Source organism: Streptomyces tropicalis (assembly GCF_029269835.1).
GTDB classification, from domain to species: Bacteria; Actinomycetota; Actinomycetes; order Streptomycetales; family Streptomycetaceae; genus Streptomyces; species Streptomyces tropicalis.
This window is the reverse complement of the sequence record NZ_JARJBB010000002.1, coordinates 151,012-170,920: the sequence shown is the minus strand read 5'-3', so window position 1 is coordinate 170,920 and position 19,909 is coordinate 151,012. Positions and strand designations below refer to the sequence as shown.

General features: G+C 72.7%; 16 protein-coding genes. 7 read left to right on the top strand and 9 right to left on the bottom strand.

All coding sequences use genetic code 11. The annotated features are described in order from the left end of the window. Nucleotides 1–484: 484 nt before the first annotated feature. From P3H78_RS04710 to P3H78_RS04695, 4 genes are all read left to right on the top strand, one after another. A complete protein-coding gene (locus P3H78_RS04710) occupies nt 485–1,708 on the top strand; it encodes an NAD(P)-dependent malic enzyme (RefSeq protein ID WP_276107481.1) in 1,224 nt (407 codons plus the stop codon). A gap of 188 nt (nt 1,709–1,896) precedes the next feature. Further along, on the top strand, nt 1,897–2,862 hold the full coding sequence (locus tag P3H78_RS04705; protein WP_276107480.1) for a zinc-binding dehydrogenase: 966 nt from the start codon (nt 1,897–1,899) through the stop codon (nt 2,860–2,862). 131 nt (nt 2,863–2,993) lie between these two features. Beyond that, nucleotides 2,994–3,203, top strand: coding sequence for a helix-turn-helix domain-containing protein (locus P3H78_RS04700; protein WP_276107479.1), 210 nt, complete (start codon nt 2,994–2,996; stop codon nt 3,201–3,203). Then, nucleotides 3,203–3,769, top strand: coding sequence for a Clp protease N-terminal domain-containing protein (locus P3H78_RS04695; RefSeq protein ID WP_276107478.1), 567 nt, complete (start codon nt 3,203–3,205; stop codon nt 3,767–3,769). Before P3H78_RS04700 ends, P3H78_RS04695 begins: the two co-directional genes overlap by 1 nt. Before the next feature lie 30 nt (nt 3,770–3,799). Here P3H78_RS04695 and P3H78_RS04690 read toward each other — a convergent pair whose 3' ends face one another. The 7 genes from P3H78_RS04690 to P3H78_RS04660 form a co-directional block, all read right to left on the bottom strand. Next, nucleotides 3,800–4,870: a PadR family transcriptional regulator gene (locus P3H78_RS04690; RefSeq protein ID WP_276107477.1), complete on the bottom strand. Its 1,071-nt coding sequence runs from the start codon at nt 4,868–4,870 to the stop codon at nt 3,800–3,802. A gap of 1 nt (nt 4,871) precedes the next feature. Further along, on the bottom strand, nt 4,872–5,735 hold the full coding sequence (locus tag P3H78_RS04685; protein WP_276107476.1) for a DUF4097 family beta strand repeat-containing protein: 864 nt from the start codon (nt 5,733–5,735) through the stop codon (nt 4,872–4,874). Between the two features lie 275 nt (nt 5,736–6,010). Then, nucleotides 6,011–6,199: a DUF6104 family protein gene (locus P3H78_RS04680; RefSeq protein WP_030709801.1), complete on the bottom strand. Its 189-nt coding sequence runs from the start codon at nt 6,197–6,199 to the stop codon at nt 6,011–6,013. Nucleotides 6,200–6,359: 160 nt separating this feature from the next. Continuing rightward, complete coding sequence (locus P3H78_RS04675) at nt 6,360–10,172, bottom strand: multifunctional oxoglutarate decarboxylase/oxoglutarate dehydrogenase thiamine pyrophosphate-binding subunit/dihydrolipoyllysine-residue succinyltransferase subunit (RefSeq protein WP_276107475.1); 3,813 nt, start codon at nt 10,170–10,172, stop codon at nt 6,360–6,362. A gap of 281 nt (nt 10,173–10,453) precedes the next feature. Then, the gene (locus P3H78_RS04670; protein ID WP_276107474.1) at nt 10,454–11,563 is read right to left on the bottom strand and encodes a HAMP domain-containing sensor histidine kinase; all 1,110 of its coding nucleotides are present in this window, start codon (nt 11,561–11,563) and stop codon (nt 10,454–10,456) included. Further along, nucleotides 11,560–12,297, bottom strand: coding sequence for a response regulator transcription factor (locus tag P3H78_RS04665; RefSeq protein WP_276107473.1), 738 nt, complete (start codon nt 12,295–12,297; stop codon nt 11,560–11,562). Before P3H78_RS04665 ends, P3H78_RS04670 begins: the two co-directional genes overlap by 4 nt. Before the next feature lie 112 nt (nt 12,298–12,409). Further along, entirely contained in the window at nt 12,410–13,138 is a 729-nt protein-coding gene (locus tag P3H78_RS04660; RefSeq protein ID WP_276107472.1) for a spermidine synthase family protein, read from the bottom strand. A 196-nt stretch (nt 13,139–13,334) separates the two neighbouring features. Between P3H78_RS04660 and P3H78_RS04655 the strand changes: the two genes are divergently transcribed. Both P3H78_RS04655 and lon read left to right on the top strand, forming a co-directional pair. Further along, nucleotides 13,335–14,258, top strand: coding sequence for a rhomboid-like protein (locus tag P3H78_RS04655; RefSeq protein ID WP_313884382.1), 924 nt, complete (start codon nt 13,335–13,337; stop codon nt 14,256–14,258). 174 nt (nt 14,259–14,432) lie between these two features. Further along, the gene (lon, locus tag P3H78_RS04650; RefSeq protein WP_276107471.1) at nt 14,433–16,904 is read left to right on the top strand and encodes an endopeptidase La; all 2,472 of its coding nucleotides are present in this window, start codon (nt 14,433–14,435) and stop codon (nt 16,902–16,904) included. Between the two features lie 213 nt (nt 16,905–17,117). Here lon and P3H78_RS04645 read toward each other — a convergent pair whose 3' ends face one another. Further along, entirely contained in the window at nt 17,118–17,936 is an 819-nt protein-coding gene (locus P3H78_RS04645) for a lysozyme (protein ID WP_276107470.1), read from the bottom strand. 264 nt (nt 17,937–18,200) lie between these two features. On the opposite strand from P3H78_RS04645, the gene P3H78_RS04640 reads away from it, so the two are divergent. Next, on the top strand, nt 18,201–18,692 hold the full coding sequence (locus P3H78_RS04640; protein WP_276107469.1) for a MarR family winged helix-turn-helix transcriptional regulator: 492 nt from the start codon (nt 18,201–18,203) through the stop codon (nt 18,690–18,692). Between the two features lie 171 nt (nt 18,693–18,863). Here P3H78_RS04640 and P3H78_RS04635 read toward each other — a convergent pair whose 3' ends face one another. Beyond that, nucleotides 18,864–19,652 (bottom strand): protein phosphatase 2C domain-containing protein, encoded by a 789-nt coding sequence (locus tag P3H78_RS04635; protein WP_276107468.1) that lies wholly within the window; start codon nt 19,650–19,652, stop codon nt 18,864–18,866. Nucleotides 19,653–19,909: the final 257 nt, after the last annotated feature.

Below are 19,909 nucleotides of genomic sequence, written 5' to 3'. Positions count from 1 at the left end.
GACCTCGTGTTATTGACCGCATCTTGCCATTGGGATTGCGCTGTTCAGGGGGCTCGCAATGTCAAAATCGGATAACGGGTGCATCCCGTGCGGTATGCAGCCGGTCCGTCAAGACCGCATCATCTGCGGGAATCTCTCCTTCCGGCCGGAAGACCTTCGGCGCCTCTCCCGGCGCGGCCTACGCGCCCGTCGCCTTCGGGGCCGCTTGAGCCCCTGTCGAGCGATCGACGAGGACTTGTCCCCATATTGGGCCAAGTGCCGGGCCGACGTCATGTGACCTTCGCGTTACCGACTCGTCGTCGGCCCCATCCGTCCGGTATGAAGGTTCTTTACACCCCTCATCCGGGGCTCAGGGCGCGTGTGCGGCGCGCCCGACGCGCAGGTGCCCGATCCGATCCCCGAAACCAGGTCCTGCGCGGTCCCGCCCACCCCTCAACCAGGAGTGGCCACCCTCAAACCATGAACAATTAAGGGGTAAAACCAAGTGGCAGCGGAGATCGTCAATCCTCGCAGCGACAACAGTGCGGACCAGGACGCCGGGGCCGAGCCCCTCGATTCCTTCGATCCGGCATTCGCGCTGCACCGCGGCGGCAAGATGGCCGTGCAGGCCACCGTGCCCGTCCGCGACAAGGACGACCTGTCCCTGGCGTACACGCCCGGCGTCGCGCGGGTGTGCACCGCCATCGCCGAGCAGCCGGACCTGGTCCACGACTACACGTGGAAGTCGTCCGTGGTCGCCGTCGTGACCGACGGCACGGCCGTGCTCGGCCTCGGTGACATCGGTCCCGAAGCCTCCCTTCCGGTGATGGAGGGGAAGGCGATTCTTTTCAAGCAGTTCGGCGGTGTCGACGCGGTGCCCATCGCGCTCGACTGCACGGACGTCGACGACATCGTCGAGACCGTGGTCCGGCTGGCCCCGTCCTTCGGCGGGGTGAACCTGGAGGACATCTCGGCACCGCGGTGCTTCGAGGTCGAGCGCCGGCTCCAGGAGCGGCTCGACATCCCGGTCTTCCACGACGACCAGCACGGCACCGCGGTCGTCACGCTGGCCGCGCTGCGCAACGCGGCGCGACTGAGCGGCAGGGCGCTCGGCGACCTGCGCGCGGTCATCTCCGGAGCGGGCGCGGCCGGTGTCGCCATCGCGAAGATGCTGGTCGAGGCCGGGATCGGCGATGTCGCGGTCGCGGACCGCAAGGGCATCGTCTCCGCCGACCGGACCGACCTGACCCGGGTCAAGCAGGAGCTGGCGTCCTTCACCAACAAGGCGGGCCTGGCCGGTTCGCTGGAGGAGGCGCTGGCCGGCGCCGACGTCTTCATCGGCGTCTCCGGCGGCACGGTCGCGGAGCCGGCGGTGGCGTCGATGGCCGAGGGCGCCTTCGTCTTCGCGATGGCCAACCCGAACCCCGAGGTGCACCCCGAGGTCGCGCACAAGTACGCGGCCGTCGTGGCCACCGGGCGCTCGGACTTCCCGAACCAGATCAACAACGTGCTGGCCTTCCCCGGGATCTTCGCCGGCGCGCTCCAGGTGCGGGCCTCCCGGATCACCGAGGGCATGAAGATCGCGGCGGCCGAGGCGCTGGCCGGGGTCGTCGGGGACGACCTCGCCGCGGACTACGTGATCCCGTCGCCGTTCGACGAGCGGGTCGCCCCCGCGGTGACGGCGGCGGTGGCCGCCGCCGCCCGTGCGGAGGGTGTCGCACGCCGCTGACGTGACACGGACGCGCCGCCCGGCGCGAGACCGACGGCCCCGCCCCTGAAGGGCGGGGCCGTTCGCGTGTGCGGGTGCCGGGGAGCGCCGGGCTTCGGGCCCCGCGGTCCGGACCCCGGGTCAAGAAGACGTGTGTCACAGAGGTCTGTGGTTCCGTCCGCCGGGGGTGCGCCCCTATCGTCAAGGTCATGTTCGCTGCCTACGCCGCCCGAATCGACCGCGACCGGCCGCTGAGCGGTCTGGAGTTGGGGGAGCGCCCGGCTCCCGAGGCCCGACCCGGCTGGAGCACGGTCACCGTCAGGGCCGCCTCCCTGAACCACCACGACCTCTGGTCGCTCCGCGGCGTGGGGCTGCCCGAGGACAAGCTGCCCATGATCCTCGGCTGCGACGCCGCCGGGATCGACGAGGACGGCAACGAGGTCGTCCTGCACTCCGTGATCGGCCAGAGCGGACACGGCGTCGGCCCGAAGGAGCCCCGGTCCATCCTGACCGAGCGCTACCAGGGCACCTTCGCCGAGCAGGTCGCCGTGCCGACCTGGAACGTCCTGCCGAAGCCGAAGGAGCTCTCCTTCGAGGAGGCCGCCTGCCTGCCCACGGCCTGGCTCACGGCGTACCGCATGCTCTTCACCAACGCCGGTGTGCGGCCGGGCGACTCGGTACTCGTCCAGGGCGCCGGCGGCGGGGTCGCGACGGCCGCGATCGTGCTCGGCCGGGCGGCCGGACTGCGGGTCTTCGCCACCAGCCGGGACGAGGCCCGGCGCAAGCGGGCGCTGGAGCTCGGTGCCGTGGAGGCGCTGGAGCCGGGGGCCCGGCTGCCGCAGCGGGTGGACGCCGTGATCGAGACGGTCGGCGCGGCCACCTGGTCGCACTCGGTGAAGTCGCTGCGGCCCGGAGGCACCCTGGTGATCTCGGGTGCGACCAGCGGCGACCGGCCCTCGCACGCCGAGCTGACCCGCATCTTCTTCCTGGAGCTCAAGGTCGTCGGCTCGACGATGGGCACCAAGGACGAACTGGAGGACCTGCTCTCCTTCTGCGCCGCCACCGGTGTGCGGCCCGTCATCGACGAGGTCCTGCCGCTCGACCGCGCCCGGGAGGGCTTCGAGCGCCTGGCCGCGGGTGACCAGTTCGGCAAGATCGTCCTCGTCAACTCCTGACCCGCACCTCCCTCTTCCTCCGCGACGGCGGGCCCGGTTCTCCGGGCCCGCCGTCGCGTGTCAGGGGCCCGGAGCGAATCGCCCTGTCAATCAAGGTTGACAGGGCGGCCGTGTCAACTTACGTTGACATCATGACCGACGCAACGGATCTGGCAGAGCGCGCGGGCGACCGCGATCCACGGATCGGGCTGCGGGCCGTCGCCGCGCTGCGCCGGCTGCTGGAGCAGCTGGAGGCGGTGCAGGTGCGCAGCGCACGCCGGCAGGGCTGGTCGTGGCAGGAGATCGCCGCCGAACTCGGCGTCAGCAGGCAGGCCGTCCACAAGAAGTACGGGAGGCAGTGATGTTCGAACGGTTCACCCGGGACGCCCGCGCCGTGGTGCGGGGAGCGGTCGAGCACGCCGAGCGCACCGGAGCGCGCTCCGTCGACGCCGGGCACCTGCTGCTCGCGCTGCTCGACCGGGACGCGGGCCGTGCCGCCTCCGCGCTGGCGGCTCTCGGACTGGACGGACGCCGCGAGGAGGTGCGGCGGGCGCTGGACGAGACGCGGCGGCACGCCGGGCTGTCCCGGGCCGACACCGACGCCCTCGCGGGCCTGGGCATCGACGTCCCCGACCTGGTCGCCCGGGTGGAGCGCGACCACGGGGTGGGCGCGCTCTCCGGCGACCGGGGCGGCGAGGGTGGCCGGGGCGCGGGCCGCCGGGGCCTCGACCGGGACGCCAAGGACACGCTGGAGAAGGCGCTGCGACTCGCGGTGGCCCGACGCGACGGGCACATCGGGGACGAGCACATCCTCCTCGCCCTGAGCATCCGCCCCGGAGTGCCCGGAGAGGTCCTCGCCGACCACGGTGTCACCCACGCCTCCCTGATGCGTGTGCTCCACGGGGACGGGCAGGCCCAGGCCGGCTGACCCGCCGCGCGGGCCGCCCGCAGGTCCCTCTCAGCTCTCCGGCCGGCGCAGGGCGGCTCCGATGCGGGCCGCCGCCGCCGACAGATGACGGCGGGCGTCTCGCAGCTGGTCGGACGTGACCCCGTGGTCGCGGGCCGCGTCGCGGATGTCGTCCCGGAAGCGGTCGAGCAGCCGGTCGAGGTCGCGGGACGGGTCGCCGGTGGGGGCCTCGTGGGCCCAGGCCGGCTCGTACGCGGCGGGGAAGTCCGCCGGGGTCCGCGTGTACTCGGGGCCGGTTGCGCCGGACCCGGAAGCACCGGCGGCCGGGCCGCCGGTGGGCGCGGTCCCGGAGGGCGCGCCCTTCGCGCCGCGCCCGAAGCCGAACTCCTTGCCGAAGTCGCCGAACTCCTTCGCCAGTTCGGTCAGGCCGTCGCGCACCCCGGACGGCCAGTCGCCCCGCGCGAAGTGGTCCTGCACCTGCTCCTGGACCCGCCGGGCGATGCGCTGCACCTCCTCCTGCGCCTGAGCCCGGGCCTGCTCCTGGGCCTCCTTGGCCTGGCGCCGGGCGCGCTGGGCCTCGTCCCGCGCCCGCCGGCTCTCGTCCTTGGCACGCCGGGCCTGCTCCTTCCACTCCTGCTTGACCCGGCGCATCTCCTCCTTGGCGGCCGCCCAGGCCTCCTTGTCGGAGGAGTCGCCGGAGCCGCCCCGGCCCGCGGCGCCCGCTCCCGCGCCCTGCCCCGCCCGGGAGGCCGCCGCCCGCATCTCACGCCGCAGGTCGCCCGCCGCGCCCCGCACATCGGCCCGGATCTCGGCCGCCAGCTCGGCGACCGACTCGCGGATCTCCAGCTCCAGGTCGGCCAGTTCGCCGCTGCGGGCGGCCAGCTCGGCGCGGCCGGCGTCGGTGATCGCGTACACCTTGCGGCCGCCCTCGGTGGTGTGGGTGACCAGGCCCTCGGCCTCCAGCTTGGCCAGTCGCGGGTAGACGGTGCCGGCCGAGGGCGCGTACAGCCCCTGGAAGCGCTCCTCCAGCAGGCGGATCACCTCGTAGCCGTGGCGCGGTGCCTCGTCGAGCAGCTTGAGCAGGTACAGCCGCAGGCGGCCGTGGGCGAAGACGGGAGGCATGTCAGAGCACCTTCTTGTCGGTCGTCGTGCCGTCGGCCGGGGCGCCGCGGCCGTCCTCCGACGGCGGGCGCCGCAGCAGGGCGATGGAGCCGGAGACCGTCGTGGCCCTGAGACTGCCGTTGCCCGCGCCGAGGCGGCCGGTGATGCGCTTGGCGCCCCACTGCCCGCTGACCCGGAGGTCCTCGAAGGCGTTGGACACCCGCCCGCTCGCCGTGTTCGCCTCGACCTCCGCGTCCGCGGGGTGGGGCAGGCGGATCGCGATCTCCCCGGACACGTTGGTGAGACGGACGTCGGTCGGGCGGTCCGCCGGTCCGAGGTCCACGATCATCGACCCGCTCACCGAGTCGGCCTTCACTGAGGAGCCGGCGCACTCGACCACGGTCAGGTCGCCGGAGACGGAGTGGAACCGGAGGTCGCCCCGGAGGGCCTGCGCCTCCACGCTCCCCGAGACGGTGTGCGCGTGGACCGGGCCGGAGAGCGCCACCAGGGTCGTGTCGCCGGTGACCCCCCGCACCTCCGCGGGGCCGTCGATCCCGGAGACCACGGCCGCCGCACCGACCACCCCGACCTCGACGTGTGTGCCCGCGGGGACGGCCAGGGACACCACGGCGCTGCGCCGCCAGCCCTTGTGGTCGAGCCACTTGAGGAAGCCCTTCCAGGGGAGGTCCTCGTACGCCACCGTCAGGGTGCCGCCCTCCTGGGTGACGATCAGGGGCGGGCCCTCGATCTCGGACACCTCCAGGCGCGCGGGGCCCTCGTCGGTGCCCACCACGTTGACCGTGCCGTTGACGATGCGGACCTGGAGCGCGGACACGGGGGCGTCGAAGGTGAGCTTGCTGGGCTCGCCGACGGACCACTCGGACATGGGGCTGACCTCCTGGGACGGACCGGGCCGTGCGCACGCGCGGGACCGGGGACGAGGGCCGGACGGGAACACGACACGTCATATCGCGTCCTGTGTCATTCACGATATATCGCGGCCCGGGAAAGTCAAGACACCCGATGCGGTGACGGCGCCGCCACGCAGACTGCCCGGCCCCCGGTCGGGTCCGGGGCCGGGCAGTGACGTCCTGGAGGGCCGGGGCGCGCGTCCTGGAGGGCCGGGCGCGCCGGTCGCGGCCGGCCGCCGGCGGGCCCGGCCTACTCGTCCGCGTCGTCGTCCTCGTCGTCCAGGCGGGCCAGCCACGTGGCCAGGCGCTCCACCGGCACCTCGAAGTCCGGGTTCAGGTCGACGAAGGTCCGCAGCTGCTCGGCGAGCCACTCGAAGGTGACCTCCTCCTCGCCGCGCCGCTTCTCGAGTTCCTCGATGCCTCGGTCGGTGAAGTACACGGGTGCGCTCCTGGTGCTGGGCCGATCGGCCGCGGGACGTGACCCCTCCAGGTTATGCGGCACCGGGCAGGCCCCCGTACACGCCGAAGGGCCCGGCCCCGAGCGGGAAGCTCGGGGCCGGGCCCTGCCGTCGGACGGCCCTCGCGCGCGGCGCGGGGACTCAGGCGTCGAACACCTCGTGCACCAGCTGCTCCTGCTCCGCCTGGTGCCGCTTGGCGGACCCCACGGCGGGGGACGAGCCGTGCGGACGCGAGATGCGGCGCAGGCGCTCGCCGGCCGGGATGTCCGCGCCGACCGCCAGGTCCAGGTGGTCGATGAGGTTCAGGGCGATGAACGGCCACGCGCCCTGGTTCGCGGGCTCCTCCTGGGCCCACAGGTACTTCTCGGCGTTCGGGTACTTCTTGATCTCCGCCTGGAGCTCGGCACCCGGGAGGGGGTAGAGGCGCTCGATGCGGATGATCGCCGTGTCCGTGACGCCGCGCTTCTGCCGCTCGGCCTCCAGGTCGTAGTAGACCTTGCCGGCGCAGAAGACGACCTTGCGGACCGCGGCCGGGTCCACCGAGGAGTCGCCGATGACGGGGCGGAACTGACCGCTGGTGAACTCCTCCGCCGTCGAGGCGGCGGCCTTCAGGCGCAGCATCGACTTCGGGGTGAACACCACCAGCGGCTTGTGGTGCGGGTTGTGCACCTGCCACCGCAGGAGGTGGAAGTAGTTCGCCGGGGAGGTCGGCATCGCGACCGTCATGTTGTTCTGCGCGCAGAGCTGCAGGAAGCGCTCCGGGCGGGCCGAGGAGTGGTCCGGGCCCTGGCCCTCGTAGCCGTGCGGGAGGAGCAGGGTGACGCCGGACGTCTGGCCCCACTTCTGCTCGGCGGAGGAGATGAACTCGTCCACGACCGTCTGGGCGCCGTTGACGAAGTCGCCGAACTGCGCCTCCCACATCACCAGCGCGTCCGGGCGGGCGAGCGAGTAGCCGTACTCGAAGCCCATCGCCGCGTACTCGCTGAGCAGCGAGTCGTAGACGTTGTAGCGGGCCTGGTCCTCGGACAGGTACAGCAGCGGGGTGAAGTCCTCGCCCGTCTCACGGTCGATGATCACCGCGTGCCGCTGGCCGAAGGTGCCGCGGCGGGAGTCCTGGCCGGACAGCCGGACCGGGACGCCCTCCAGCAGCAGCGAGCCGATGGCCAGCGTCTCGCCCATGCCCCAGTCGATGGTGCCGTCCTCGACCATGGCCGCCCGGCGCTGCAGCTGCGGCAGCAGACGCGGGTGGACGGTGATGTGGTCGGGGATGTTGACCTGGGACTCGGCGATCCGCTTCACGACCTCCGCGGAGACGGAGGTCGGGACGGTGACCGGGAAGCCGTCCAGCGGCTGCTGGGCGTCCGAGGCGGCCGGCTGCGAGGTGGCCTCGCGGACCTCGGTGAAGACCTTCTCGAGCTGGCCCTGGTAGTCCTGCAGCGCCTGCTCGGCCTCTTCCAGGGTGATGTCGCCGCGACCGATGAGGGACTCGGTGTACAGCTTGCGCACCGAGCGCTTCTTGTCGATCAGGTCGTACATCAGCGGCTGGGTGAAGGCCGGGTTGTCCGACTCGTTGTGACCGCGGCGGCGGTAGCAGATGAGGTCGATCACCACGTCCTTGTTGAACGCCTGGCGGAACTCGAAGGCGAGCCGCGCGACGCGCACGACGGCCTCCGGGTCGTCGCCGTTCACGTGGAAGATCGGGGCCTCGATCATCCGCGCCACGTCCGTCGCGTACATCGACGAGCGGGACGACTCCGGGGCGGCGGTGAAGCCGACCTGGTTGTTGATGACGATGTGGACCGAGCCGCCGGTGCGGTAGCCGCGCAGCTGCGACATGTTCAGGGTCTCGGCCACCACGCCCTGGCCCGCGAAGGCCGCGTCGCCGTGGATCGCCACCGGCAGGACCGTGAAGTCCGTGCCGCCCTTGTTGATGATGTCCTGCTTGGCGCGGGCGACGCCCTCCAGGACCGGGTCCACCGCCTCCAGGTGGGACGGGTTCGCGACCAGGGAGACCTTGATCTGCTCGCCGTCGAGGCCGGTGAAGGTGCCCTCGGCGCCCAGGTGGTACTTCACGTCGCCGGAGCCGTGCATCGACTTCGGGTCGAGGTTGCCCTCGAACTCGCGGAAGATCTGCGCGTACGACTTGCCGACGATGTTGGCGAGGACGTTCAGGCGGCCGCGGTGGGCCATGCCGATGACGACCTCGTCCAGGCGCGACTCGGCCGCGGAGTCGATGACCGCGTCGAGCAGCGGGATGACGGACTCGCCGCCCTCCAGGGAGAAGCGCTTCTGGCCGACGTACTTCGTCTGCAGGAAGGTCTCGAAGGCCTCCGCGGCGTTCAGCCGGCGCAGGATGCGCAGCTGCTCCTCGCGCTCCGGCTTGGAGTGCGGGCGCTCCACCCGGTCCTGGATCCACTTGCGCTGCTTGGGGTCCTGGATGTGCATGTACTCGATGCCGGTGGTGCGGCAGTACGAGTCGCGCAGCACGCCGAGGATGTCGCGCAGCTTCATCATCGACTTGCCGGCGAAGCCGCCGACGGCGAACTCGCGCTCCAGGTCCCACAGGGTGAGGCCGTGCTCGGTGATGTCCAGGTCGGGGTGCTTGCGCTGCTGGTACTCCAGCGGGTCGGTGTCGGCCATGACGTGGCCGCGGACCCGGTAGGAGTGGATCAGCTCGAAGACGCGCGCGGCCTTCGTGACGTCGTCGTCGTGGGACGCGTCGATGTCCTTGAGCCAGCGGACCGGCTCGTAGGGGATGCGCAGCGCCTCGAAGATGTCGTCGTAGAAGCCGTTCTCGCCGAGCAGCAGGGTGGCGACCTGGCGGAGGAACTCGCCGGAGGCGGCGCCCTGGATCACCCGGTGGTCGTAGGTCGACGTGAGCGTCATGACCTTGGAGACACCGAGCTTGTTGAGCGTGTCCTGGCTGGTGCCCTGGAACTCGGCCGGGTAGTCCATGGAGCCGACGCCCATGATCACCGACTGGCCGGGCATCAGGCGGGGCACGGAGTGGACCGTGCCGAGGCCGCCCGGGTTCGTCAGGGAGACGGTGACGCCGGTGAAGTCGTCCATCGTCAGCTTGCCGTCGCGGGCGCGGCGGACGATGTCCTCGTAGGCCTGCCAGAACTCGAAGAAGTTCAGGGTCTCGGCCTTCTTGATCGCCGCGACGACGAGCTGGCGGTCGCCGTTGGGCTTGACCAGGTCGATCGCGAGACCGAGGTTCACGTGCGGCGGCTTGACGAGGGTCGGCTTGCCGTCCTTCTCGCCGAACGCCCAGTTCATCGACGGCATCGCCTTGATGGCCTGGACCATCGCGTAGCCGATGAGGTGGGTGAAGGAGATCTTCCCGCCGCGGGCCCGCTTGAGGTGGTTGTTGATCACGATGCGGTTGTCGAACAGCAGCTTCACCGGGACCGCGCGCACGGACGTGGCCGTGGGCAGCTCCAGGGAGGCGTTCATGTTCTTGGCGACCGCGGCGGACGGACCGCGCAGCGTGATGAACTCCGGGCCCTCGGGGGACGCGGCGGCGGGTGCGGCCTTGGCCTGCGGCTTGGCGGCCGCGGCGGCGGGCTTGGCGGCCGCAGGGGCCTGCGCGGCGGGCTTCGCCGGAGCCGGGGCGGCCTGGGCCGGAGCCGGCGCGGATGGCGCGGGCTGCGCGGCGGCCGGGGCCTGCGTGGCGGGCTTCGCCGGGGCGGCGGGCGCCGCCGGAGCCGTGGGGGTGGTCTCTGCGGCCCCCGCGGCCACAGTGCCCGCCGGAGCCGGCGAGGCAGCGGCCCCCGGCTTGTAGTCGGCAAAGAAGTCCCACCAGGCGCGGTCTACCGAATTCGGGTCCTGGAGGTACTGCTGATAGATCTCGTCGACGAGCCACTCGTTGGGACCGAACGCGGCCGCGGGGTTCTTCCCGGCTTGGTCGGTGTCGGTCGAGATGCTCGAGTTACTGGGGGACTGTGGCGACACGGCGGCAACCGCCCTCTTCCGCTTCACAAGGTGATGGACAGCGGAAATAAAGGCTACGCCCCCGGGACGGTGAAGGTCAGGTCGGGCCGGTTCATCGTCGCGTAAGTCACATCGAAAGCTGTGTTTCGGGGCTTGAAATGGCGGGAAACAACCGTGGTTCCGCTGCATCCGGGAAGGCGGTACCCGGGCCCGACCCGGGACAGGTGCGGCCCCCCGCCTGATCACACGGGTCCGCCTGCGGGGACCTTCGTCGATCTTGTGGTTCCGGGTCGAACTTTACGTCAACTTGGCACGGAGTCGAGCCCCGGAAGGGTGACCTGGATCCGGCAACCCCGCTCGGATTCGGCCACACCGATCCGGCCTCCGTGCAGGTCGACCGCCCAGCGGGCGATGGCCAGCCCCAGGCCGGTGCCGCCGTCGCTGCCGGGGCCGTGCGGACGGCTCACGGCTCCGCGGTTGAAGCGCTCGAAGACGCGGTGCCACTCGGACCGGGGGATGCCGGGCCCCTCGTCGAGGACCTCCAGCTCCAGGGACTCCGGGAGGGTCCCGCGCCGGGCCCGCACCGTCACGCGGCCGTGCGGCGGGCTGTGCTTGACGGCGTTGTCGATGAGATTCGCCACGACCTGGTGGATGCGCTCGGGGTCCGCGTGCGCGGTCAGCTCCGGCGGAGAGACGTCGAGGTGCAGGTGGACGTCCGTGCGGGTGTGGCTGCCGGAGCCCGAGGCGATGCCGGCGCGTGCCGAGGCGACCATGTTGGCCTCCTTCAGGACGCCCGACAGGTACGGCCACACCTCGAACCGGCGGCGTTTGAGCGGGACCACGCCGTTGTCCAGGCGGGAGAGGTCCAGCAGCGTCTCCACCAGCCGGCCCAGCCGCTCGGTCTGCTTCAGCGCCGTGCGCATGGTCTCGGGGTCGGCCTCGGTGACCCCGTCCACGATGTTCTCCAGCACGGCGCGCAGCCCGGCGATGGGTGTGCGCAGCTCGTGCGAGACGTTGGCCACCAGCTCCTTGCGCTGGTGGTCCTGCGCCTCGAGCTCGTCGGCCATCCGGTTGATCGTCTGGGCCAGGCCGCCCAGCTCGTCCCGGCGGTTCTCCCGCACCCGGCGGGTGTAGTCGCCCTGCGAGATCGACCGCGCCACCGTGTTCATCTCGTCCAGCGGTGCGGTGAGCGAATGCGCCACGAACTGCGTAATGAGCAGTGTGGCGATCATCGAGAACACCATGATGAAGCGCAGCTCGGTCTTGGTCTGCACCGCGATCATCGACAGCCCCGTCGTGATCAGCACGGAGATCACGACGAGTGCGCCCAGCTTGGTCTTGACCGAGAACGGCCGCACGCCGCCCCAGGGCTCCCGCCGGGGGCTCCTCCGCGCGGCCGGCCCGTCGCTCATGGGGTCGGCGTCTCCAGCGCGTAGCCCACGCCGTGCACCGTGCGGATGCGCTCGGCGCCGATCTTCCGGCGCAGCGCCTTGATGTGGCTGTCGACGGTCCGGGTGCCGGAGGCGTCCGCCCAGTCCCACACCTCGGCGAGCAGCTGCTCGCGCGAGAGGACGGCGCGGGGGGTGTTCGCCAGGCAGACCAGCAGGTCGAACTCGGTGGGGGTGAGGTGCACGTCCTCGCTGCGCACCCGCACCCGGCGCTGCGCGTGGTCGATCTCCAGCTCGCCGAGGCGCAGGATGCCCGAGCGCGGCGTGGAGGCGGCCACCGCCGCGCGCTCCACCCGGCGCAGCAGCACGTGCACGCGCGCGGCCAGCTCCCGCATCGAGAAGGGCTTGGTCATGTAGTCGTCGGCGCCGACCCCGAGCCCGACCAGCATGTCGGTCTCGTCGTCGCGCGCGGTGAGCATCAGCACCGGCACCGGCCGCTGGGCCTGCACGCGGCGGCAGACCTCCAGGCCGTCGAAGCCGGGCAGCATGATGTCGAGGATCAGCAGGTCCGGCTGCCAGGCCTCGGCGGTGTCGACGGCCGACGGCCCGTCGCCCGCCGTCTGCACGACGAACCCCTCGGCGCGCAGGCGGGTGGCGATGGCGTCCATGATGGTCGTGTCGTCCTCGACCACCAGAACCCGGCGCTGTGCGCCCGGGGTCGCCGCCGTGCCGTTGTGCGCGGTGTGTGTCTGCTCCATCGCCCGCCCCTGAGGTGTGCTTCCCGGATCCGTGGGGTGATCCCATGACTGCGATTGACGCTTGAATGATCGGCGTCAGGAAAGCAGCGTACGGGGAGTCACCTCGCCTTTGCTATCCAGGGCGGATGCCGAGGTGCACGACGTCGGGAACGCCCCGGGCAACGGGGATCTCTTCGGTGCGCACCTGTTGGAATCCGACATTCCGCATGCTTCCTTCAAATTCCGGAGACGGCTGGGCGGACCACACCGCGAGGACCCCTCCGGGCCTCAAAACCCTTGCGCAGCCTGCCAGTCCGGCTGTCGCGTACAGGTCGCCGTTGCCGTCGGTGACCGTCCAGCCGGGGCCGTTGTCGATGTCGAGGCACAGCGCGTCGAACGTGGCGGATGTCTCATTGACGTAGTGCACCAGGTCACTTTCGACGATCGCCGTGCGGGGATCCGCGAGCGCCCGCGCGGTCAGCGCCGAGAGCGGGCCGCCGCGGTGCCACTCCACGACGGCGGGCTCCCGCTCGACGACCGTGATCCTGCCCCACCGGGCGTCGGCCGCCGCGTGGGCCAGTGAGAAGCCCACGCCCAGGCCGCCGATCAGCACCTCCGGCCCCGGCCGCCCGTCCAGCGCGGCGAGGGCGGCGTCGACCAGGAGCCGCTCGGAGCGGCCGTCGGAGGTGTCCATCAGGAAGCACCCGTTGGCGATGATCTGGAGCAGCGTGCCGTGCCGGCGCAGCACGACCTCGCCGTGGGCGCCCTCCCGCCGGTCCAGCACCACCGGCGGCTCGTACGGATCCTGCGCGCCGGGCGCGCCCGTGCCGTACGGGGTGGTGGTGCCGTGCGGGGCGGTCATGGGGACATCCTGCCCCAACGGCCCCTTTCCGCCACCTGAATTACGGGTGAAGTGCGGGGCCGGCGCGCGCCTCCCGGGCGGTCGGACGCCCGCGGAAGGTCAGAAGTTGCTGTGAATCGGCTCCCGGGTGGCGTCGGTCATAGACAGCGGCCGGTGCGCCGCCAAGGGTGGGGCGGGACGGAAGGAGCGCTCCCCCTTGGAACGGACTGCGACGGCCGACGCCGCGGCGCCCCCGGGCGCTCCCCTTCCGCCGGCGGACACCGGCCCGGCGTCCGCCGGCTCCGCGCTCACGGACGTCTCCGACCTGCTGGACGGCATGCCCCAGCAGCGTGGCGCCGCGACGGACGCGCCCCCCGGCGGACCGTCCGGCCCGGACGACGGCGTGACCTGGGCGGTCGCCGCCCCACGGCTCTCCAGCGCCGCGTTCCTCCGCTCCGCCGCGGCGCGCGCCGCCCGACTGCTGCCCGCTCCCGGCGGTACCCCCTTCACCTTCGGCTACGCGGGGGTGCTGGCCGGCACCTCGCTGATCGCCCTGTACGCGCCGGAGGGGCCGGTCGACGCCCTCCTCCAGGGCTCCAGCACCGATGTCGCCCACCTCGTGCACACCCCCCTGCTGGTGCTCACGTCCAGTGCCCTGTGGGTCGCCGGCGGGATCGCCTCGCCGTACATGGTGCTCTTCCTCCTCGTGCTCACCGCGCTGGAGCGCCGGCTGGGCGGTCTGCGTGCGGCCGGGGTCTTCCTCTTCGGGCACGTGACCGCCACCCTCGCCACCGAGGCCACCGTCGGGGTCGCGGTGCTCGCGGGCCGGCTGCCCGACACCTCGCTGCACCGCCTCGACTACGGCATCAGCTTCGGGGTCGCCGCCGGCGTGGGCGCCCTGTCCGGCCTGCTCCCGCCCTGGCTGCGCTGGCCTCTGCTCGGCGGCTTCCTCACGCTCGTGCTCCAGGACCTCCTCGCCTACACCGACCCCATGACGAGCTGGGGCCACCTGCTGTCCGTCGCCCTCGGCACGGCGATCTGGCCGCTGGTCCGCCGCTGGCACCGGGAACGCCGGGAGCAGCGGGAGCGCCGGGCGTGCGGCGCCGGAATCGAACGTCCCGCTCCGGTCGTTGTGGGCTGAGGGCGCTCCCCACCGGGCCGTTCCCGGCCTCGGGTCCCGTGCAGGGGCTGCCCGTTGCGGCCGTTCCCCGGCCGTCCTCCCATGATCGCTCAGAGCGAACAGCGGACCGGGAACATCCGGGGACTCGGCAGCATTGAGTCGGCATAGCTCAACTTGACTGCCGAAGGGGAGATCATGGCTGCTGAGTCCACGGCGTTCACACCGCTCGTCCTGCCCGTGCTGCCGCTCGACGACGAGGTCGTGCTGCCCGGCATGGTGGTCCCGCTGGACCTGAGCGACGCCGAGGTGCGGGCCGCGGTGGAGGCCGCCCAGGCCGCCGCCCGGTCGGAGCCCGGGAAGCCCAGGGTCCTGCTGGTGCCGCGGATCGAGGGGACGTACGCCCGGACCGGCGTGCTGGGTGCGGTCGAGCAGGTCGGCCGGCTCGCCGACGGGGATCCGGGCGCCCTGATCCGCGGTGTCGTCCGGATCCGGATCGGCGCCGGGACCACCGGCCCCGGCGCGGCCCTGTGGGTCGAGGGGACACGGGTCGAGGAGAGCGTGCCGGACGCCTCCCCGAGTTCCCCGTCCCGTTCGAACGGGGGAGACTCCTACCCCGGTCAGGTCGCCGAACTGGTCACCGAGTACAAGGCGCTGGCCACCAGCTGGCTGCGCAAGCGCGCCGCCTGGCAGGTCGTGGACCGGGTCCAGGCCATCGACGACGTCTCCGCCCTTGCCGACAACTCCGGCTACTCGCCCTTCCTCACCACCGCGCAGAGGGTCGAGCTGCTGGAGACCGCCGACCCGGTGGAACGCCTCCGCCTCGCCACCCGGCAGCTGCGCGACCACCTCGCCGAGCAGGACGTGGCCGAGACCATCGCCAAGGACGTCCAGGAGGGCGTCGACCGGCAGCAGCGCGAGTTCCTGCTCCGCCGTCAGCTGGAGGCGGTCCGCAAGGAGCTGCGCGAGCTGAACGGCGAGGAGGGCAAGGACGCCGCCGAGGAGTCCGACGACTACCGCGCCCGGGTCGAGTCCGCCGGGCTGCCGGAGAAGGTGCGCGAGGCGGCCCTGAAGGAGGTCGACAAGCTGGAGCGGTCCTCCGACCAGTCGCCCGAGGGCTCCTGGATCCGCACCTGGCTCGACACCGTGCTCGAGATGCCGTGGAACGAGCGGACCGAGGACGCCTACGACATCCGGGGTGCCCGGGCCGTCCTGGACGCCGAGCACGCCGGTCTGGACGACGTCAAGGAGCGCATCACCGAGTACCTGGCGGTGCGCAAGCGGCGCGGGGACCGCGGCCTCGGCGTGGTCGGCGGACGGCGCGGCGGCGCCGTGCTCGCGCTGGTCGGGCCGCCCGGCGTCGGCAAGACCTCGCTCGGCGAGTCGGTCGCGCACGCCATGGGCCGCACGTTCGTCCGCGTCGCCCTCGGCGGCGTCCGCGACGAGGCCGAGATCCGCGGCCACCGGCGCACCTACGTCGGCGCGCTGCCCGGCCGGATCGTGCGCGCGATCAAGGAGGCCGGCTCGATGAACCCGGTCGTCCTGCTCGACGAGATCGACAAGGTCGGCTCCGACTTCCGCGGCGACCCGGCCGCGGCGCTCCTGGAGGTCCTGGACCCGGCGCAGAACCACACCTTCCGCGACCACTACCTGGAGGTCGAACTCGACCTGTCCGACGTGGTGTTCCTGGCCACGGCGAACGTCCTGGAGGCCGTCCCGGAGGCGCTGGCCGACCGCATGGACGTCGTCCGCCTGGACGGCTACACCGAGGACGAGAAGGTCGTCATCGCCCGCGACCACCTGCTCCCGCGCCAGCTGGAGCGGGCGGGCCTGCGCGCGGACGAGGTCGTGATCGAGGAGGGCGCGCTGCGCCGGCTGGCGGGCGAGTACACCCGCGAGGCCGGGGTCCGCACCCTGGAGCGGACCCTCGCGCGGCTGCTGCGCAGGATCGCGGCCCAGCACGAACTGGGCGAGCGGGAGCTGCCGTTCACGGTCACCGACGGCGATCTGCACGGCCTGGTCGGACGGCCGCGCCATGTGCCGGAGTCCGCCCAGGACCCGGCCGAGCGGCGCACGGCGGTGCCGGGCGTGGCGACCGGCCTCGCGGTGACCGGAGCGGGCGGTGACGTGCTGTTCGTCGAGGCGTCCCTGGCCGACCCGGAGACGGGAGCGGCGGGGCTGACGCTGACCGGCCAGCTGGGCGACGTGATGAAGGAGTCGGCGCAGATCGCCCTGAGCTTCCTGCGCAGCCACGGCGCCGAGCTGGAGCTGCCGGTGGCGGACCTGAAGGACCGGGGCGTGCACATCCACTTCCCGGCGGGCGCGGTCCCCAAGGACGGCCCGAGCGCGGGCGTCACCATGACGACGGCACTCGCCTCGCTGCTGTCCGGCCGCCCGGTCCGCACCGACGTGGCGATGACCGGCGAGGTGTCGCTGACCGGCCGGGTCCTGCCGATCGGCGGGGTCAAGCAGAAGCTGCTCGCCGCGCAGCGCGCCGGGGTGACGACGGTCGTCGTCCCCAAGCGCAACGAGGCCGATCTGGACGACGTCCCGGCCGAGGTGCTGGAGCGGCTCGACGTGCACGCCGTCACCGACGTCCGCCAGGTCCTGGAGCTGGCGCTCGCGCCCGCGACGAGCGGCGCGGCGCCGGAGGTGCCCGCGGCGGCGTGACGGACGCCGTGGGCGGGGCAGGGCCCGGGTTCCGTGAGGGAGACCCGGGCCCCGGTCCTGTCCGGGATGCGGGCCCGGGCCCCGGTCCGCCGCCGGGCCCGGGTCCTCCGCCTCCGCCGGGCCGGAGCCGCCGAGGGGGCCGAGGGGCGGCCCGACGGGCGGTCCGGGGTCCGTCGGCCACGGACCCGCGTCCGGCCGCCGGCGAGCGGCCGGTCAGCCGTTGGCCAGCGCCTGGACCCGGTCCAGGGCCCCGTTGAACCGGTCGTGGTCGCCGACGGTCGGGCCCGTCGAGGTGTACTGCCACATCGTGTAGTAGCCCCAGCCGGCCGGCAGCGTGCCCGGATCGGCGGCATAGCGGGCGATCCACAGGGGGCTGGCGGAGGCGAAGCCGGCGTGGTCGCCGGTGCACTGGGTCCACCAGCTGGTGGCCGTGTAGATGACCGCGTCCCGGCCGGTGCGCGCCCGGTAGGTGGCGAGGAAGTCGGCGATCCAGCCGGTCATCGCGCTCGCCGTCATGCCGTAGCAGGCGTCCCCGTACGGGTTCCACTCGACGTCGAGCACGCCGGGCAGGGTCCTGCCGTCCGCGGACCAGCCGCCGCCGTGGTCCACGAAGTAGTTCGCCTGCGCCGCACCGGTGGTGGTGTCCGGGGTGGCGAAGTGGTAGGCGCCGCGGATCATGCCGACGCCGTAACTGCCGTCGTACTGCTGGCCGAAGGACGGATTCGTGTAGTAAGTCCCTTCGGTGGCCTTCGTGTAGGCCCACCGGACTCCGCTGTTCCACAGCGTCGTCCAGTCGACGCTGCCCTGGTAGCTCGCGACGTCGACGCCCTCGGTCTGGACGGCCGCCGTGGCCGCGGGCGCCCCGCCCCGGCCGTCGTGCGCGGCGACGCCCATGCCCATCCAGGCGGAGCCGCGGGCGGGTGCGGCCGAGGCCGGGGAGGGCAGGGCGAGCAGGAGCGCGAGGGCGGTGAGCAGGATCCCCGCGGCGGGCAGCCGCCGGGGTCGGGCCGTACCGGGTCTGCGCACGGGCACGACGTGCCTCCGGGAATCGGTGGTGCACGGTGGGGGAACCACGGGGCAGGCCACCGGACGGGGAGCGCGGACCCGCCGGAGTCGCCAGTCTGGCGTGGGCATGCCATTCCGGGCCCGTGGGAGAAGCTACGCACGTAGACCGAACGGGGGGAAGGGGTCCGGCGGCTGCCGTTGGTCTACGCCTGCGAAATACTGACGGAGCTGCGGATACGGCGGCGCCGGGCGGAAACTCTCACCACCCGGAAAACCGAGGCAGGGACTGACGTGCACGAAGAGGCAGAGGGAGACGCGCGCCGGGGCGCACCCGACGCGGTACCGACCGGCGCGGACCGTGAATTCCTCTCCCTGGAAAGGGAGCTGACGGTCCTTCTGCGCAGGGCCCGCGCCAACCAGGGGGAGATGGCCCGTGAGGTCCACCCGGACCTGGAGCCGGCCGCGTACGGGCTGCTGGTCCGCCTCGACGAGTGCGGCGGCCGCCGCGCCACCGACCTCGCGGCGTACATCGGCGTCGGCAAGGCCACCATGTCCCGCCAGCTGCGCGCCCTGGAGGAACTCGGCCTGGTCGCCAGGGAGCCGGACCCCGCGGACGGACGCGCCTGGCTGGTGGCCCTCACCGACGAGGGCCGCCGCCGCGTCGGCCGCGTCCGTGACGCCCGGCGCGCCCGCTACGTCAGCCAGCTCGCCCACTGGGACCGCAGCGAGGTGTCCGAGCTGGCCCGGCTGCTGCACGAGCTGAACGACGTCATGGAGAAGTAGGCACTGTCCCGTCGTCCCCGGCGGGCGCACGACGACGGCCACGGCACCTCGCCGCGCCGACGGATCGTCCGGACACGCCCGGTGCGCGAACGTCCCCCCGGCCTGCGGCGCATCCGGCGCGGCGCGCCGATCCACGGTGGACGACGGGACGCCCCCCGGGCCCGCCGCGGCTCACAGCTCCGCGAAGACCACCGTCGCGTCGTCGTGGGTCTTGCTGCGCCGCAGGTACGCGCGCTCCTCCCGGTCGGCCTCCTCCAGGGCCCGCACGCGGTGCACGAGGGACCGGGCGCCCTCCTTGCGGACCAGGCCCACGCAGTCGGTCCAGTCGCCCTCACCGAACTTCTCCACCCAGCGCGCCGCCCCGTCCGTCAGCGCGGTCAGGGACCGGATCCCGGCGCGCGGCAGGGTGCCCGAGACGGCGCGGTCGGCCACAGACGGGTCCGCGGCCGCGGTGAAGAAGCCGCCCTCCTTGTTGCGCACGGTGGCGTCGATGAGGGCGTCCGTCGCGAGGGAGGCCCGGGGCAGGCGCGCGAGCCGGTCGTCGAGGACGGCCGTGACCGTCCCGTCCGCGCCCTCCACCAGGAGCGCGGAGTCGGACAGGACCAGGTACTCCACGGTCTGCGGCGACCAGCGGGCGAGGACGACGGTTGCCTGCGGCGTGCGCGAGTGAGAAAGGTCACAGGTCCCGGCGTGTGCGTCCGCGGTGCGCCGCAGTGCGCGGGCCAGGATGCCGGACAGCGTCATATCTCGGCCGGAAACGGTCAGTTCGGTCAGAGCGCCGCCCAGACGGGCGGTGAACCAGGGGACCGAGTGCACGCATCCCGTCTCCGTCCGCGGTGGTGTCACCCCGTCCAGGACCACCAGGCAACCGCCCTGACCATGGGCCGGGAGCCCGACGGCCGCGAAATCCTCGGTGGGGCGGTCCGCGAGGGCGGGCTCCGAGACGACTTCAGTTCGCATCCGGCCAGTCTGCACGACCCCTTCACAAGGTTTGCGAAAGGCTGTCATTCGCCCGGAGATTGATGCAGCGCACCAGGTCACACGCCTGTTTTGGGTTGGAATGGATCACTCCGGGAAAGCGTGGTGGCGAATACTGCCAAAGCCTGACCCGGACGTCCAACCGGCCCACCGCGGAGGGCTGTCACGGCCCCGCGGAGAACTTGCCCGCCAACTCCCCTCCGATGTTCACTCCTTCGGGTGGCCGGCCGGACGATGCG

Bases quoted from the DNA above. Each gene is read 5' to 3' on its own strand.
- P3H78_RS04705 (WP_276107480.1), top strand. From the start codon at position 1,897: ATGTTCGCTGCCTACGCCGCCCGAATCGACCGCGACCGGCCGCTGAGC.
- P3H78_RS04700 (WP_276107479.1), top strand. From the start codon at position 2,994: ATGACCGACGCAACGGATCTGGCAGAGCGCGCGGGCGACCGCGATCCA.
- P3H78_RS04695 (WP_276107478.1), top strand. From the start codon at position 3,203: ATGTTCGAACGGTTCACCCGGGACGCCCGCGCCGTGGTGCGGGGAGCG.
- P3H78_RS04690 (WP_276107477.1), bottom strand. From the start codon at position 4,870: ATGCCTCCCGTCTTCGCCCACGGCCGCCTGCGGCTGTACCTGCTCAAG.
- P3H78_RS04685 (WP_276107476.1), bottom strand. From the start codon at position 5,735: ATGTCCGAGTGGTCCGTCGGCGAGCCCAGCAAGCTCACCTTCGACGCC.
- P3H78_RS04670 (WP_276107474.1), bottom strand. From the start codon at position 11,563: ATGAGCGACGGGCCGGCCGCGCGGAGGAGCCCCCGGCGGGAGCCCTGG.
- P3H78_RS04665 (WP_276107473.1), bottom strand. From the start codon at position 12,297: ATGGAGCAGACACACACCGCGCACAACGGCACGGCGGCGACCCCGGGC.
- P3H78_RS04660 (WP_276107472.1), bottom strand. From the start codon at position 13,138: ATGACCGCCCCGCACGGCACCACCACCCCGTACGGCACGGGCGCGCCC.
- lon (WP_276107471.1), top strand. From the start codon at position 14,433: ATGGCTGCTGAGTCCACGGCGTTCACACCGCTCGTCCTGCCCGTGCTG.
- P3H78_RS04635 (WP_276107468.1), bottom strand. From the start codon at position 19,652: ATGCGAACTGAAGTCGTCTCGGAGCCCGCCCTCGCGGACCGCCCCACC.